Raw genomic sequence first — 16,725 nt, forward strand, 5'->3', positions numbered from 1 at the left:
AGTTTTTCCGGCGCGAAACACGCGTTTTATTTGTCTAGGTTTAAATATGATTTCATCCGCTTTGCCCATACATGATTATGCCCTGCTGGACGACGCCGAGTGCGAAGCGCGCATCGTTGCCGCCAAGGCCAAGCTCGGCAAACGCTGCATCGTCTTGGGGCATCATTATCAGCGCGACGAAGTGTTCAAACACGCGGATATCTTCGGTGACTCCTTAAAGTTGTCGCGCGAAGCCGCGCAGTCCGAAGCCGAGTACATTGTTTTCTGCGGCGTGCATTTCATGGCCGAAGTGGCCGATATCTTGTCGCGGCCTGAACAGATTGCCATTTTGCCCGATATGGCGGCCGGCTGTTCGATGGCCGATATGGCCAATAAAATCAAGGTGCAGCAATGCTGGGACGAATTGGCGCAAATCCTTGATGTGGAAAGTACGGTTACGCCGGTGACCTATATCAACTCGGCCGCCGATTTGAAGGCGTTTTGCGGCCAGCACGGCGGGATTGTCTGTACCTCGTCCAATGCGGAAAAAATCCTGAACTGGAGTTTCGCCAAACGCGAAAAGGTGCTGTTTTTCCCTGATCAGCATCTGGGTCGTAACACGGGGTATCGGATGGGTATTCCGTTGGAACAAATGGTGACCTGGGATTTCAATAAACCCATGGGTGGCTTGAGTGAGCAGCAAATTCGCGACGCCAAGATCATTTTGTGGAAAGGCTATTGCTCGGTGCATCAGGCGTTTCAGCCAGAGCAAATCGACAATTTTAAGCAAAAGCATCCGGAAACCATTGTTATTTCACATCCGGAAGCCTGTTTCGAGGTGTGCCAAAAGTCCGATTACATCGGCTCCACGGAGATGATTTTAAAAATCGTCCGCGAGGCGGCCGCCAATACCCGCTGGCTGGTGGCGACCGAATTGAATCTGGTCAACCGGCTGAATCAGGAATTTAGCGACCAAGGCAAACATGTGCATTTCATGGCGCCGACGCTGAGCATGTGTTCCACCATGTTCCGCACCGATCCGCAGCATCTGGCCTGGGTTTTGGAGAATCTGGCGGCAGGGCATGTGGTCAACCAGGTGTCCGTGCCGGCCGAGCAGGTGGTTTTGGCCAAGAAAGCTCTTGATAACATGTTGCTGGCGTCCTGATTATTTGCGTTTTCTGGCGGCTTTTTTAGCCGCTTTTTCCTCGCGGATTGCCGCCAGTTCCACCATTTCGGTTGCTATCATCTCCGGAGTTTCCAAGCTGATCGGGCCCAAGGTGCCGGCTCTCAGTTCCGTTAAAAACAGTTTGGCGGCTTTATCCAGGTCAATTTGTTGGCCGGTGCGCAAGCAGCCTCTTTTTTTTCCGATGGCCTGTAATGCGGCGATTGCGGTATTCGGAATCTCTTCCAGTTGATAGCGCTTTTGCAATAGTTCCGGATATGCCGGCAAAAAATAGTCGAGCGCGAATAAAGCTATATCGTCGTGTTGGAAGGCGGTGTCCTTGATCGCGCCGGTCACGGCCAAACGATAGCCGCTGTTGCGGTTTTCCACGTTCGGCCACAGCACGCCGGGCGTGTCCGACAAGACGATGTTGTTTTTCAGATTGATGCGTTGCTGCATCTTGGTCACCGCCGGTTCGTTGCCGGTTTTGGCGATCGTGCGGCCGGCCAATACATTTATGATGGTGGATTTACCGACATTGGGGATGCCCATGATCATGGTGTAGATCACTTTGTTGGCCTCGGTTTTCTCCGGCAGCATCTTGCCGCACAGGTCGATGATTTGCTTGATCTTGTCAGGTTGCTGAGTGGTCACGGCCAGGGTTTTTACGCCTTGTTCCAGTTCCAAATAGGTTTGCCATCTTTGGGTAAGTTCCGGATCGGCCAAGTCGGTTTTGCTCAGCACGCGTATGGTGGGTTTGTCGTCACGGAGTTGTGCCAGCATGGGGTTCTGGCTGCTATACGGAATGCGGGCGTCGAGTATTTCGATGAGTAAATCGATATTCGGCAAAGCTTGCTTGATTTCTTTGCTGGCCTTGTGCATATGACCCGGGTACCACTGTATTAACATTTTGACTCTCGTTTTCGAAACAAATGTCATTCTACAGGAGGAAATCGGCTAAATCGTTAAACAAAAGCCAAATAAACTTTCTTTTTTTTATAAAAGCTAATAAAATTGTCAGCTCAGCTTGTTTCAGAAACAAAGTGCTTAGGACATGTAGGGAGATGGTATGCTTATCTTGACTCGTAGAGTGGGGGAGACCTTGATGATTGGTGATGAAGTCACTGTCACCGTTCTCGGCGTTAAAGGGAATCAAGTTCGGATTGGTGTCAATGCTCCGAAGGATGTTTCTGTTCATAGAGAAGAGATTTACGAGAGGATTAAAAAAGAGCAATCTGAATCCAAATCCTCGGAGATTTAAAAAGTTTTGGAGAGATGGCCGAGAGGCCGAAGGCGCTCCCCTGCTAAGGGAGTATGTGCCAAAAGCGCATCGAGGGTTCGAATCCCTCTCTCTCCGCCATAAAAAGTAGTAAAAAGTAGTTGACTAATTAAGTAAATAAATCCATAATAAGCGGCTCAAACAAGCGCCCGTAGCTCAGCTGGATAGAGTACACGGCTACGAACCGTGCGGTCGGGAGTTCGAATCTCTCCGGGCGCGCCATTTGAGTATTAAAATACCGAAATTAATCCCCTGTAGCTCAGTCGGTAGAGCGGGTGACTGTTAATCACTAGGTCGGCGGTTCGAGCCCGTCCGGGGGAGCCAAATAAATCAAGGGCTTAGGCAGAAATGTCTAAGCCCTTTTTTATTGCGTGGTCACTTTTATGGTCACTTTGTTTTTCACTCAAATCCGAAAAAATTTCGTGTTTGATCGAAAAATATACGGCACTAAACGACAAATAAGGTTTGAATGCAGTTGTAAGCGTTACCCACCGCCCTATGGCAACGACGCGCTTTATTTTTCAGACAGGCGCGTTGGTTTTTCGCCGGCGTGAAATTTAAAGCAGCTGCGGCCGGCATGCTTGGCCTGATACATGGCGTGGTCGGCGCTCTTCATCAGGCAACCGGCTTCGATGCCATCGGCCGGATAGGTGGCAATTCCTATGCTAGATGAAATGTTGATCCGGTGTTCCTCGATCCGGAACGGTTCGGACAGGGTGTTCAACATATTCTTGGCCACCTTGGACAGATCGGTTTCCTGTTCGTAATTCGACAGTAAAACCACGAATTCATCCCCACCCAGTCGTGCGACAGTGTCGGACTCGCGTTTTACGCAGGTTGATAGCCGCGCCGCTACGTCTTTCAGCAAAAGATCTCCCACATCGTGGCCAAAGTTATCGTTTACCGGTTTGAATTTATCCAGATCGATGTACATCAGCGCCAGTTTGGTATTCTCACGTTTGGCCCGGGCCAGAGCCTGTTGCAAACGATCCGCCAGTAAAATCCGGTTGGGCAGGTTGGTCAACACGTCATGGTAAGCGATGTGGTGCATCTGCTCCTCTATGGCTTTCCGGGCCGTGATATCGATCATGGTGCCCACGTAGTGAGTTACGTCGCCATCGTCAGCCTTGACCGCCGTAATACTTTGCCACACCGGGCAAATTTCACCGTCCTTGCGCCGATTCCAAATTTCGCCCTGCCAACTGCCCGTGGAATTGATGCTTTCCCACATTGCGCCATAAAAGTCGGCGTCGTGCATGCCTGATTTCAGAATATTCATTTTGCGGCCGATGGCTTCGTCGGCCGTAAATCCGGTAATGCGGGTAAAGGCATGATTGATCTTCATGATGATGGCATCCGCATCGGTAACGACCATGCCTTCCTGCGATTCAAAGGCGGTGGCCGCGATGCGAAGGTCGGTTTCAACCCGTTTACGCTCGGTAATGTCGCGTGCAAAACCAAGCGTTCCCAGCGGCTCGCCGTTTTTGTCTATCACCGGCGCTAGAAAAATCTCGCTCCAGCGGCGGGTGCCGGAAGCATCCACAACTTCCTCTTCCATTGTTTTTCGTTGCCTTGACGCCAGCACTTGCTGGTCTTCCAATTGGTATCTCAGGGCTTTTTCGCGCGGGTAAAAGTCGAAGTCGGTTTTACCCTCTACGGTTTCGGCACAGCCCCAGCGCATTTGCCGCGCCAATAACTGATTGACCGCCAAAAACCGGCTTTCAGTGTCCTTGAGCCATACCAGGAACGGAATGTTATCGATTAAAACGCGAAGATAGCTTTCCTTTTCGCTCAAGGCTTTTTCCACCTGCCGCTTTTCGGACATATATTGCGCAAACGGAATTGACGTGCCTTCCAGCAGATAGCTTTCCGGTTTGCCCAGCATGTAACCTTGAGCCAGCGTAACGCCTATTTCCCTTAACTGCATGACGGTGCTTGACGACTCGACATAGACGAAGATGGTTTTTTTGCCCAATTGCGTAACCATGTCGACCATGGACTTCAGCATCATTTGCCGATTTTCGTCGCCGGTCGGCGGTTTGATGAAGTGGCCGTCGATTTTTACGTAGTCGACCGGAAACGTTTTTAGGTATTCGTAGCCGTTAAACCCCGCGCCGCTCATTCTCATCGCGGTATGGCAACCCAGGGCGCGGATCTTATTAACCATGTGTAGCGTGCTGTCGTGATGTTCGATGACGGCGCTTTCGGCAATTTCAAACATCAAACGGGCGGCATTGACCCAGCTCAGCTCCAATTTGTGGCGGACGATGTCAATCAACTCGACTTCCTTGCAGGCGCCGGCCGACAATTTGATCGCCACAGAAATGTAGGCTTTATGCGCCGGCAAGGCCGCTAAGAAGTCGATGGCGTTTTCAATCACCCACAGGTCGACGGCGTGCATCAAGCCCATGCGTTCCGCCACCGGGATAAATATATTCGGCAAGACCGTCTTGCCGTCGTAACGCATTCTGAGCAGCACCTCATAATGAGAAATGGCGCCGTTTTCCAGCTCAACCACCGGTTGAAAGACCAGAAACAGAAGATTTTCTCGCAAGGCCTGCTCGACGATAGGCGCCCAGGTAATATCGTTTTGCCGCTCCTTGATGCCCTTGCTTTGCAGGTCATAGACGCCTACCTTGTTTCGGTCGCAGCTTTTGCTGAATTGGCAAGCCTGGCGGGCATACAGCATTAATTTGCCGGGGTGCTCGCAGGAAATGACGTCGCGCGGCGTCGATATACCCAGCGAAAGGGTGACCTGATGATTGGCATCGTCGAAAACGAAGCGGTAATTCTCCACCGTCCTTTTGAAATTTTCCGCAAACATTCGGGCTTGCGCGGTATCCATATCTTCCAGAAACAGACAAAATTCGTTATCGCCGACCCGAGCGAACAGGCTTTTGGACGGTGCCAGTTTACGCATCAAAACGGCCAGTTCCACCAACAGGCGAGCTCCGACATCGAAGCCTTTCCACTCGTTGATTAGGCAAAAACGATCGACTTCGATAAATAGCAAGGCGGCATTTCGGTGCAATTTATGGCAGCGATTTAACGCCAGCTTGAGTCGGTTTTCGAAGTTGCCGCGATTGAAAAAACCGGTGAGTTCGTCATGAGCCACCAGATATTTGAGTTGAGCATCGCTGACGTTTCTTGCCGACAGCTCAAGCAAAAGTTGTTTCTTTTGCGCGTTGTGAAGTAATCGTTGTTGTGCAAGTTTCAGCAAAAAATTGACCGTCAACAACAATTCTTGTCGGTGGAAGGGAGAAGCCAGTTTATGCGTCAAGCCGCTGTCGTCATCGGCTCGGCCGGGATTGCCCGGCGAGTCGGATACCTCTAGGTTATTGTCGCCGATAACCAGCAAGGGAATAGCTACCTCGTCATCGGCGTCGGCAAGATTGCGCCGCATCTCGCCGAGCTGGCACCGCGGCAGGTTTTCGTTGACTACAATCAAGCCGATTTTTTCGGGCTGATCGTAAAACAATTGCAATGTGCGGTAAATTGATTCGCCGGTTTCGGCATGGCGGATATCGGAGTATCCGTGATCCTTTAAGGCGGCATCAATCTGGCGGCGGGAGGCATCGTTGTGTTCCGCAACGATGATGATCTTATCTTTCAGCGCATCTTTGGCTATCATGAATTCCTGCCAACGTGGTGATTAAAATGGCGTTATTTTTCAGTACGCGTGCCCGCCCGGCTCTTTTTTATGAAAAAGCAAGCCTTATCATTACGTTAGCAGCTTTTGAAGTCTTTTGTAACCTTGTCGTCGATATTCTTTCCTTCAGAGTTTTTTTTTGATTTACAGCTGCAAGGACGGCGGCTAGCGCCTGGTCGGGTAGCACAGGCGCAGCGTGCAGCGGGACTGGGCCAATTTGCCGTCCCGCACATTGATCGTGCCGTTGCCGTCCAGGTCGCGGACGTCGTTGGCGGCGGCCCGCGGGGTTTTGCTGGCGGCGGCCAGAATCAGCGCGATGTCGATGCGGTCGATATCGCCGTCCAGATCGATGTCGCCCAGGGCCGGCACGCTGAAGGTGACTTCGTCGTAACCCGGATTGGCGCCGTCGCTTACCGTCAGTTTGAAGGTGTAATTACCGGTTTTCAGCGGCAGGAAGCTCGGCGTCGCGGTCGAGGCTCCGACCAGGGTCACGGCCGGGCCTTGGGTTTGCTGCCAGGCGTAGCTGAGCGGACTCGGGCCGGGTTGCGGGTCGCTGCTGGCGCCGCCGTTCAGGCTGACGCTGCTGTTCAGGCGGATCACGCGGTCGGCGCCGGCGTTGGCTATCGGCAGCAATTGCGGCGGCGGGGGCGGCGGCAAGGTGTCGACCATATCCAGCAAGGCGGCGGAATAATCGGCGGCGCTCAGGCCGGCGTTGAACAGCACGTAGAACGGCTCGGAAGCTTGGCTGCGCTGATTGGACGCGACTTGCAGTTCCACCAGGTAGGCGCCGACCGGGCCGCCGGCCACGCCGATGGCGTTTTCCAGGAAAAAGTTTAAATGGGTGTGCAGGCTGCCCTGGTTATTGGCGGCATCGACGATCATTTCGGTTTTGCCGCCGACGCCGGCACCGGTAAAGAAGGTGAAGCTTTCCTGGTTGCCGGCGCCCGGCCCGAAACAAAACAGTTGGCCGCCGCATTGGTTGTAATCGGTGATTACCATGGCCGGGTCGATGCCGCCGGCCAGTTTGATGCGGACGTTGCCGGGCGCGTCGGCCCAGGCGCCGGCGGTACTGCTCCAATAGCGTAGTTTGCCGCTGGCTCGGTAGCGCACCAGTTCGCCGGGGTTCAGCATGTTTTGCACGGCTTGGAAGCCGGGATTCGGGGTTTTGTTGGGTCCGCCGGAAAAGTCGCGAAAATCGCTCAAAAACACCATTTTGCCGGTGGCGCCTTCGATCGGCAGCGTATTCGGCGGCAAGTTCAGGCCGGCGACCAATTGCGCCAGATCGCAGCCGACCGCGCCCGGCGTACGGCAGAAGCCGGCCGCCATACTGTCGCCGTCGCCCCAGATTTCCACGTCCAGGTGCACGGCCCGGGCCGGGCTTGACAGGCCGAACAGCAGGGGCAGAGCGGGGAGCCATGGGCCGGTTGTTAAGAGTGATCGCTGTATCGAAGCAGGCATGGGTTTAACTCCTGGATAGTAATCCGGTTAACGGAAAAGTAACAAAACGGCTAGAACGTGGCGCGGAAACCGAGCACGACGCTGCGGCCCGGCTCCGGCGCGAAATTGCGTAGAAACGAAACCGAGCCGCGGATTTCTTCGTTGAGCAGGTTGTTGGCCTTGGCAAACAGCCACAGATCCAGCGGCTCCAGGCCGCGCCAGTGGTAGTCGGCGGAGGCGTTGAGCAAGTGGTAACCCGGCGTGGCGGTCTCGTCGTTGCCCGGCCGGTTTTGCATTTGGCCCCTGGTGTAACGCAGAGCGGCGTTCCAGCGCTGGTCGCCGAAGCCGATTTCCGCGCCCAGCCGCAACGGCGGCAGGCGTGGCACGTCATCGTCGATAAATCGGCCGCGGACGAAATCGGAGAACAGAGTCAGCTTCAATTGGCCGAAGCGGGTGTCGGCCAGGGTGGTCTGGGCTTCGGCTTCGTACCCTAGGAACAAGGCGTCGCGCTGGTGGTAGGCGTAGACCGGCAGGCATTCGACCAGGTTGACGCAGGCTGGGTAGAACTGGGCTTCGTGGTAGCTGTAAAAGCCCTCGGGCTGCAGCTTCTGGTAAATGTATTGTTCGGTCCAGTTGGCGTAAGCGTTGATTCTCGCCGCCAAGCTTTCGCCATGCCAATCCAGGCCCAGGTCGGCCAGATTGGCGGTTTCGTTGCCGAGGCGAACATTGCCGATCTCGAAGCTACGGGTCGACAGGTGCGGACCCAACGCCAGCAATTCCTGAATATCCGGCGAACGTTTGGCCCGGCTCAGCGACAGGCTGAGCGTGGCGGCCTTTGCTGCTTGCCAGTTGGCCGCCAGCGAAATCGAATCGGCGCGAAAATTCAGCGACTCCGGCAAGGCCACCGCCGGATAAATGGAAACTTGTCCGGGCGGGGAGGGAAAGGTTAATTCCGTGGCGGTCGGGTCGATACGGCTGCGTTCGGTGCGCAAGCCCAATTCGAACCGCCACTGGCCGAAAGCCAGTTTTTGCAGGCTGAACAGGCCTAGCATGTCGCCGTTGGTGGGCGGCACGAAACTCTCCACGCCCAGCGCCGAAAAATAGCGGTCCTGCCATTGGGCGCCCAGGGTGCCGGACCAGGGTTCCAGAACGTGGTGCTCGATTTCGAAGCGGCCCTCGCCGACCCGGTTGTCGAAAGTGGTGAACGGTAGGCGGCCTTCCAGTTCAGTGTGGCTGTAATCGACCAGACCGTAGCGGAACGCGGCTTTGTCGACACCGCGTATTGGTGCGTACCATTCGCTTTTGAAATCGTAACGGGTTTGGCGCATGTCGATCCGAATGTCCGGATTTAGGGCTTGCGGGCCCAGAATATCGTCGAACTGATCCAGCAAGGCCGGGTCGATGTCGGGCAGAATCAGCTCCAGTCCGTCGAGATTGCTCGGGTCGACGCCGTGGCTGCTTTTCGGAATGCCGTAGCGGTTGGTGAAATGGCCGACCGACATACCGGCCATGCCGTGATCGCCCAGCCAGGAGGCGCCCAGAAAACCGCCGACGCTCTCGCTGTCGGTGTTGGGGATGGTGCCGCGGGCGTTCAGGATGTTGTTCAGGCCGAATTGTTCGCGGATCGCGTCGGCGGCGATAGCTTCGCCGGGAATTTCGGTGTCGTTGCGGTTGCGGTGAAATCCGCCGATTTTTAGCGCGAATTGGTCCCGGCCCAAATCAAGTTTGAAGCCGGCGTTGGTGCCGTCGGCGTTGGTGTCGAAGCGCTGTTCCAGCGCGCCTTGCAGCAAGCGTTCCGGCACCCGCTCGGGGATGCGGCCGTCCTTGACATTGACCATGCCGCCGATGGCATTGCCGCCGTAGCGTATGATGTCGGCGCCGCGCGCCACCTCGATTTCCTCGGCGAACAGCGGTTCGATGGCGTTGGCGTGGTCGGGGCTCAGAAACGACGCATCGTGGCTGCCGATGCCGTCCTGCATGATCCTGACCCGCGAACCGGTAAGGCCGCGAATCACCGGTAGGCCGACGCCGGGTCCGAAGGAGGCGTTGGCCACGCCCATCTGGTTTTGCAGGGTCTGGCCCAGATTGTCGGCTTGTTGCAATTTAAGCGCGTCGCCCTTGATCGAGTTGAAATTAGGCGTGATGCGCTGGGCCGGCGTGTCGGCAGTGACTTCCACGGCTTCCAATTCCGTTTCGGCATCCGCCGCCGCGGCCGGCACTGCGGCGGCTGCCGCCAGCATTATCCAAAATGCGTGTGGTTTCATCGTAATTTGTACAAATTTTGCTGCCGCGATAACGATGCCGGGCTGGTTCAACCCGGCATCGCTCGAGCGTTTGGCGCCAGTGTCACGCGGCCGGTTTGCGGCGGCCGAAACCCAACAGGCCGGTCAGGGCCGGAACGAACAGCCAGACTGCGCCGGGCAACGGTACAGGCGCGGCGCTGGCCGCTGCGACAGCCAGTTCGAAATCGACGTGAGCCAGACCGCGATTGAACAGGATGTGGAACGGCGTGGATGCGGCGGCAACCGGCGAGGTACTTTCCGGCAGCGTTTCGAACAATTGCAGGGTGATCCAATAGGCTCCGACGCTGCCTCCCAGGGCATTGGAAGCATTGCGAATAGACATTTCCAGGTGCGAATGGAGGTCGCCGGCCGAATCGAATGCGTCGATGACACCGTTAGGATTTTGCACGCCGTCGGCGCTGAAGACGGTATTGTTGCCCAAGGCGTCGGTCAGTTCGATATATTCACCGTTCGGTACGGTGTTTAACCATGCGGAACCGTTCCAGTACTGCAAGCTGTTCAAGCCCGAAAACCACAACCAGTTGCCGACGGCGAAGGCGCCCTTATCGGTATCGGCGTCAAAACCTGGATTCTTGGTTTTATATAAACCACCGGCAAAATCGCCGAAATCGGCTTCGAACCACTCGCCGTTGACGATGACTTGGCCGTCGACGGCTTTCCAGGGTTGAATGTCGCCGTCGTGTTGTTCGGCGGCAAATGCCTTGGCGGAACTGAAGCCAAGACTCAGCACCAACGCGGGTGCTAACCATAATTTACGCATAGGTTTTCTCCATAACGATTAATAAGCCGGCGAAACCGGATCCGAGGGGAATGTGTGAAGCAAGTCACGATGTTACAATATAACATCTCATGCTTGCGATGCAATAGTTTTTCCCGGCACGGGCCAGATTGACAGCGTGCCTGGGGTGAGAACAATCGATTGTCTGGCACCTTACCGAAGTGGCGCGCCGGACCATGCTCCAAGCTTTGCGGTCATTGCCGCACATATCCCTAGGCTTGGCGTATTTCGACGCTATCGCTGCAATCGTCGCAGGTCGGTCAAGTCAATGGGGAACGGGTTTCCGGCGAATAGCGGGTTTATCTCGGAGTTACCTCGATTCGGCCGGATCGGAAATTGCCGATAGTTACCTTCGGCGGCAGGCATGCGGTTGCGCTGCCGGAGAGAAATCCGGTAACGAGATAAGTCGGGAAGCCCTTCATCCTGACATCTGGCAGGATGACAAAGCCTCCAGCATGTTTTGCTTGGGCAGGTTGCGACCGATGAATACCAGATTCGATTCTCTAATCGCGCCGTCCGGCCACGGGCTGCCGAAGTCCTGGGTCATCAGCATGTGCACGCCTTGATAAATGACCCGCTTGTCGCAGCCGGCGATATTCAGAATGCCTTTGTAGCGCAACAAATCGTTGCCGTAGTCGCGCACCATGATGTCCAGAAAGGCCAGAATGCGGGCCGCATCGAGTGCCCGGTCGGTACGGAACACGAACGAACCGATGTCGTCTTCATGTTCGTGGCTGACGTCTTGCAGAAAGTCCGGCTCGATTTTCAGGATGTCGTCCAGGTTGAAACCGTCGATGTCCAGTATGTCGTGCAACTCGGTGGCGCCGAAATGCACGCGCTTGATCGGCGCCCTGGGGTTCATCGCCCGCAAGCGGGTTTCCAGGTCGGCAACCACTTCGGCTTCCTGCAAATCGGTTTTGGACAGCAAAATCCGGTCGGCGAAGCCGACTTGTTCTTGCGCTTCGTGATGCTCTTGCAATTGCATGTGGGCATGCACCGCGTCGACCACGGTGACGATGGCGTCCAGTTTGTAATTTTCGGCGATGTCGGGTTCGATGAAAAAGGTTTGCGCCACCGGCGCCGGATCGGCCAGACCGGTGGTTTCTATGATGACCCGTTCGAAGTGGATAACGCCGCTTTCCCGCCGCTCGGACAATTCGCCCAGGATGCGTACCAGGTCGCCGCGCACGGTGCAGCAGATACAGCCGTTGTTCATCGTGACGATTTGCTCGTCGGTTTGTACCAGCAGTTCGTTGTCGATGCCGGTTTCGCCGAATTCGTTTTCGATCACCGCGATGCGGCGGCCGTGCTGTTCGGTGAGGATGCGGTTCAGCAGTGTGGTTTTGCCGGCGCCGAGAAAGCCGGTCAATATCGTCACGGGTACCGGGTAGTTGAGTTTTGGGGCGGTTTGCATGGCGGTCTCCTTGGGGGGGAATGACTCGTCCGTCGTCAAGGACGAACGATTAAGGCATGGAAATTCATAGCGTCGGTTTACGGCGCTCGACCAGCGCATAAGCCGAGTGGTTGTGTATCGACTCGAAGTTTTCCGATTCCACCGTGTAGGCGCCGATGCGCGGCTCGGCGTCCAGGCGGGCGGCAACGTCGCGCACCATGTCCTCGACGAATTTCGGGTGGTCGTAAGCGTATTCGGTGACGTATTTTTCGTCCGGCCGCTTCAGCAAGCCGTAGATAGGCGACGAGGCTTCGGCCTCGACCAGCGCGATCAGATCTTCGATCCAGATGAATTGCGAGGTTGCTACCGTGACGCTGACGTGGGAGCGCTGGTTGTGGGCGCCGCGTTCCGAGATTTCCTTGGAACACGGGCACAAGCTGGTCACCGGCACCACGATTTTGACTTTGGTGCGGCAACCCTGGGCGTCGATTTCGCCGATAAAACCGACTTGGTAATCCAGCAGACTGCGCACGCCGCTGACCGGCGCGGCCTTTTCGACGAAATACGGAAAACGCATGTCGATGTAGCCGGATTCGGCTTCCAGCCGCTGTAGCATTTCCTGCAACATGACCGGAAACGAAGCAATGCTGATCTCCCGGTCGTGGCCGTTCAAGATTTCCACGAAGCGCGACATGTGGGTGCCCTTGAAGTCGTGCGGCAGATTCACGTACATATCAAAACGAGCCACGGTATGTTGTTCGCCGCCGTTTTTATCCTGCACCCGCACCGGATGCAGAATGTCCTTGATGCCGACTTTGTCGATGGCGATACGGCGGCTGTCGGCGCGGGCCTGGATGTCTTCGATGGGGTTCATGGTTTTTACTGGTTGTAACGGCTTAATGTGTATTGGTCGAGGCGACTGTCATTGTTGTGTCACTATCGCGACGGCTTTTTAATGTCGGGTCTCGGCCCGACAGCCGAGATACTTTCTTTTGCGTGGCCAAAAGAAAGTATCCAAAGAAAAGGCCACCCCGCTGCCGCTTATTCCCTGCGCTCCTCGGGTTTGAACGGGGTTTTCCAAAGGGGCTTCCCAGCCCCCGCGGAAAACGCGCGGCATCCTTGCCGCGCCCCTTCGGGCTATTCCGCTCAAACCCTGCGATGCTCGGCGCGGCAGAGGGGATGATAAATCTCTACTTCGTAGCGCAATGTCGTCATTCATGCACCTTAAACCTGGGATGTTCGCCGAAGTCGGCGTCGTTGACCGCGTATTGGCCGAGTTTCAGGCTGTAGAAGCGGTCGAAGTGTTGTTTGACAGTACGGATGATGCCGGCGTCGTAAACCGGGGTAACGGTCTGGGCCAAGCCGGCCGGCCGTTCGATCACGACGCCGTCTTGTACCACCAGCCGGCCGTTTTTGAACAGCAAGGCGGCGTCGGCAAACATTGCCCGGTAGTCGGGACGAGCGCCGGTGCGCTGACCAGGATGGTAAACGGCGATGTCGGCAATGGCGCCCGGCGCCAGATGGCCTCTGTCGTTGAGGCCCAGCAGCGTGGCGGCGGCGGAACGGGTCATGCTGGCGACTTCGCTCAGGCTCAATTCGCGCTTTAGATTCGGCAGCAAGGTCAATGCCAGGGCTTCCTGGTTCAGGTGGGCCATGCATTCCTGTCGGTAATCGGCGTCCATCAGCAAGCGCAGCAGTTCCGGGTAGGCGGTAAACGGCGCGCCGTTGGGGTGGTCGGTGGTGAAAAACAGCCGCTCCGGCGCCTCGGCCAGTAAAAACAGTTCCAGGCCAATCGCCCATTGCAGAGTGTTGACGAAGCTGGCTTGGCGGTAGCGGTAGGGCACCACGCCGCCGGAGCCTTCGGTTTCGGCGTCCCACATGACATATTTGCTCGGGCTGGCGTCGGCGTGGCGGCTATATTGGGCGATGACGTCGCCGGAGATGGTCACGGCCTGGCCGAACAGCACTTGGCCGACGTCCATGCTGATGTTGGGGTGGCGGTTGAAGGCTTCCAGCAGTTTGGCCGCCGCCGAGGAAAAGCCTTTGGCGCCTTCCGTGCCGTAGGCGTAGAACTGCACGTGGGCCAGATGCATCGGCAGGCCTTGCGCGGCTTCCATGGTGGCGACGATGGTATCGACGTTGCCGGGAATGCCCAGGTTGTTGCAGTGAACGTGCGGTGGATGCGGCACGCCGAGCTGATGCACGGCGGTTTGCAGGGTTTGCAAAATTTGCCGTGAGCTGACGCCATACTCCGGCACGATATCGTCCAAACCGAACTGGCGGACGTTGCTTTTAAAGGCGTTGGCGCCGCCGGCGTTGATGATTTTCAGGCCCAGGGCGCGGGTGGCGTTCAAGGTCCAGGCTACGTAATCGTTGATTTGGCTCTGGCCGGCCTTGGCCCGCATCAAGCGCAGCAGTAAATCGTCATTACCGAGTATCGCCAGCGCGGCGGTGTCCAGAATCGGAATGTCGGCCATTTGCAGGTGTACGTCCAAGGCGCCGACCGGCAGCATCGCCGGCTCGACCACGGTGGTGTAGCCCATGCGGGCGTAGCGGTAACCGGTGTCGGTGCTCGACCATTTGGCGGTGGAAAACGGATGATTGAGCCGCCGCGCCATGTGGTTGCGGTGCTGCTCCGGTAGCAACAGCCGGGCGGTGTTGACGTTGCCGCCAGCGATGTGACTGTGGATGTCGATGGCGCCGGCCATCACGATCTTGCCGGTCAAGTCGTAGACCGCGTCGAAACGGGCACCCGGGCCGGGATCGGCGACGATCAAGCCGTCGCGGATGAACAGGTCGCCGGTTTGGCCGTGCAGGTTTTGGCTGGGATCGTAAATCGCGCCGTTGTGGAGTTTAATTAGCATCAGTCTGTAGGGTACGCACCGCGTACCATGTTCAAAGTTTCGGATGAATCGATGGCCAAAAGGTACGCGATGCGTACCCTACGCTTTACAACATATCCAAGGTCAACAACAGCCGGCGCGGCTGCACCGCGGTCGGGGCCGGCGAGCGGTGCACCAGGCCGTGGCCCTCGTTGCCTTCCCAATGTTCGCCTTTCATCAGGCCTACCGCGTAGGCCGGCATTTGCCGGATTGCGGTCGGGTCCAGGATCAAGCCGGAACAGTCGTCGGGCTGGCCGCAAGCCCCCATGCCCAGTTTGGTGCGGTCAACAGCGTATGCGGGCAGCCATTCGGTGCCGATGCCGCCGTAGCTACAAATCAGCCGGGCCGGCACTCTATCGACGTGGAAGCGCGGGCACATGGCCTTGTCCAGCGTGCGCAGGCGCAGGCCGGCCTCGCGCTGGCCGAACAGTTCGCAGAAGGCGGCGGTCAGCAGTCGCAGGTCGTCCAGCCAGGCTCGGTAACCGGACAATTGCGCCGCTTGCGGCCAGAGCCGGTCGAAGTCGTAACGTTCGGGATCGACCAGGGCACTGAGCTCCACGCCGGCCTTGCCGGTCAGCGCGGCATATACGAAGGTCTCGATGTCGCGCGGCAGCGGCCGCTCGATCAGACACAGGTTGACGTCGTCCTCGTAAATCCGCGCCAAATCGGCGAAGTGGTTGGAAATCACGGTTTTGGTGGCGGGACGTATCGCCAGCGACCGGAATGGGCCGGAAAATAGCGCCGGCGCGGCGGCGGGTTGGGCAAGAGGCACGCGAGAAAACATGGGAACTCCTTAAGGGGTTAACAGGGATTGTTCGAACAGGACGATGCCTTGCATGAAGGCAATGCCGAGCGCGAACGAGGCGCTTTGGCCGCCGAGATGGCGGAAGCTGGAACGCTCGTGCAACACCGGGATCAGATCCGAAGCGGCGATGTAGATAAAGCCGCCGGCGGCCACCGGCAGCAACACCAGCAAGGACGATTCGGCGACTTGGCCGAGCAGCAGTGTGAACAAGGCACCCGGCAGTACGCTCAGCGAGCAGTAGAAGTTGTACAGCACCGCTTGCCGGGGCCGGTAGCCGCCGCGCAGCAAGGCGCCGACGTCGCCGAGTTCCTGCGGCACTTCGTGGGCGACAATGGCCAGCGTGGTGGTCCATCCCAATATCGGGTCGGCTAAAAAGCTGCCGGCGATCAAAATGCCGTCCACGAAATTGTGGATGGCGTCGCCGATCAGGTTCATTTTCGCCAGCGGTAAAATCTCGGCGCCGGGCCGGGTATCGACGTTGTGGTCGTGGCGCCAGCGCACCAGTTTCTCCAGCACGAAAAAGCCGAACACGCCGACCAGCACGGTCAAACATACGTCGCTGACCGAGCCGTGGCGGGCGACCGCATCCGGAATCAGATGAATGAAGGCGTCGCCGAGCAACACGCCGACGGCCAGGGCGACCAAAAACGGCACGACCCTTTTCAGCATTGCCGCTGGCAGCCACAGGGCGAGAGCGCTGGACAACGAACACAGGCTGACGGCGAGACTGGCGGCGATGGTGGCGAGATAAATAGTCATGGCGGCGTTAATACTGGCGCGGCAAGGATCGGTATTCGCGATGCGTGCCGTAGACGAAACAGGCGAAACGGTCGGGCAGGATATGCGAAACGAAATGGGCCAATAGCATGCCGAGCACGAGCAAAAATGCCCCGGACAGTGCCCGTTTCGCCGTTTTTTCACTCTGCAAAGCCATGGTTATGCCCAGGATGGCCAGCACTTCCAGCCCAATTAGATGCAGGTAAGTGTCGGTATCGGCCATGTTCTAATCCATCGCGTGTAGAGATAATCAGCCGAGAATGCCGCCGTCGCAATGCGAC

13 protein-coding genes and 3 tRNA genes are annotated in these 16,725 nt (G+C 57.0%); 5 read left to right on the plus strand and 11 right to left on the minus strand.

Annotation, left to right across the window (positions count from 1 at the left end):
• Positions 1-46 precede the first annotated feature (46 nt).
• A complete protein-coding gene (gene nadA, locus NP590_RS11995; protein WP_256602645.1) occupies positions 47-1,144 on the plus strand; it encodes a quinolinate synthase NadA in 1,098 nt (365 codons plus the stop codon).
• Here nadA and ylqF read toward each other — a convergent pair whose 3' ends face one another.
• The gene (gene ylqF, locus NP590_RS12000; RefSeq protein WP_256602646.1) at positions 1,145-2,050 is read right to left on the minus strand and encodes a ribosome biogenesis GTPase YlqF; all 906 of its coding nucleotides are present in this window, start codon (positions 2,048-2,050) and stop codon (positions 1,145-1,147) included.
• Between the two features lie 160 nt (positions 2,051-2,210).
• Here ylqF and csrA point away from each other — a divergent pair, with 160 nt between their 5' ends.
• The 4 genes from csrA to NP590_RS12020 all read left to right on the plus strand — a co-directional run bounded on the left by csrA (position 2,211) and on the right by NP590_RS12020 (position 2,744).
• Complete coding sequence (gene csrA, locus NP590_RS12005) at positions 2,211-2,402, plus strand: carbon storage regulator CsrA (RefSeq protein ID WP_256602647.1); 192 nt, start codon at positions 2,211-2,213, stop codon at positions 2,400-2,402.
• A gap of 8 nt (positions 2,403-2,410) precedes the next feature.
• Positions 2,411-2,501, plus strand: a tRNA-Ser gene (locus tag NP590_RS12010).
• Positions 2,502-2,565: 64 nt separating this feature from the next.
• Positions 2,566-2,642 (plus strand) — tRNA-Arg (locus NP590_RS12015).
• A 26-nt stretch (positions 2,643-2,668) separates the two neighbouring features.
• A tRNA-Asn gene (locus tag NP590_RS12020) sits at positions 2,669-2,744 on the plus strand.
• 190 nt (positions 2,745-2,934) lie between these two features.
• Here the strand turns inward: NP590_RS12020 and NP590_RS12025 are convergent.
• The 10 genes from NP590_RS12025 to NP590_RS12070 all read right to left on the minus strand — a co-directional run bounded on the left by NP590_RS12025 (position 2,935) and on the right by NP590_RS12070 (position 16,667).
• On the minus strand, positions 2,935-6,051 hold the full coding sequence (locus NP590_RS12025; RefSeq protein WP_256602648.1) for a diguanylate cyclase domain-containing protein: 3,117 nt from the start codon (positions 6,049-6,051) through the stop codon (positions 2,935-2,937).
• Positions 6,052-6,234: 183 nt separating this feature from the next.
• Entirely contained in the window at positions 6,235-7,527 is a 1,293-nt protein-coding gene (locus NP590_RS12030; RefSeq protein WP_256602650.1) for a PKD domain-containing protein, read from the minus strand.
• A 50-nt stretch (positions 7,528-7,577) separates the two neighbouring features.
• Positions 7,578-9,770 (minus strand): TonB-dependent receptor, encoded by a 2,193-nt coding sequence (locus NP590_RS12035; protein WP_256602651.1) that lies wholly within the window; start codon positions 9,768-9,770, stop codon positions 7,578-7,580.
• Between the two features lie 82 nt (positions 9,771-9,852).
• Positions 9,853-10,569 (minus strand): hypothetical protein, encoded by a 717-nt coding sequence (locus tag NP590_RS12040; protein ID WP_256602652.1) that lies wholly within the window; start codon positions 10,567-10,569, stop codon positions 9,853-9,855.
• 436 nt (positions 10,570-11,005) lie between these two features.
• Positions 11,006-12,001, minus strand: coding sequence for a CobW family GTP-binding protein (locus tag NP590_RS12045; RefSeq protein WP_256602653.1), 996 nt, complete (start codon positions 11,999-12,001; stop codon positions 11,006-11,008).
• 64 nt (positions 12,002-12,065) lie between these two features.
• Positions 12,066-12,854, minus strand: a complete 789-nt coding sequence (gene folE2, locus NP590_RS12050) for a GTP cyclohydrolase FolE2 (RefSeq protein ID WP_256602654.1) — start codon at positions 12,852-12,854, stop codon at positions 12,066-12,068.
• Between the two features lie 337 nt (positions 12,855-13,191).
• A complete protein-coding gene (locus NP590_RS12055) occupies positions 13,192-14,844 on the minus strand; it encodes a formylmethanofuran dehydrogenase subunit A (RefSeq protein WP_256602655.1) in 1,653 nt (550 codons plus the stop codon).
• 85 nt (positions 14,845-14,929) lie between these two features.
• Positions 14,930-15,646 (minus strand): DUF1826 domain-containing protein, encoded by a 717-nt coding sequence (locus tag NP590_RS12060; protein WP_256602656.1) that lies wholly within the window; start codon positions 15,644-15,646, stop codon positions 14,930-14,932.
• 9 nt (positions 15,647-15,655) lie between these two features.
• On the minus strand, positions 15,656-16,426 hold the full coding sequence (locus tag NP590_RS12065; protein WP_256602657.1) for a ZIP family metal transporter: 771 nt from the start codon (positions 16,424-16,426) through the stop codon (positions 15,656-15,658).
• Positions 16,427-16,433: 7 nt separating this feature from the next.
• Entirely contained in the window at positions 16,434-16,667 is a 234-nt protein-coding gene (locus NP590_RS12070) for a hypothetical protein (RefSeq protein ID WP_256602658.1), read from the minus strand.
• Positions 16,668-16,725 lie beyond the last annotated feature (58 nt).

This window comes from Methylomonas subterranea (assembly GCF_024505185.1).
In the GTDB taxonomy this organism is placed as follows: domain Bacteria; phylum Pseudomonadota; class Gammaproteobacteria; order Methylococcales; family Methylomonadaceae; genus Methylomonas; species Methylomonas subterranea.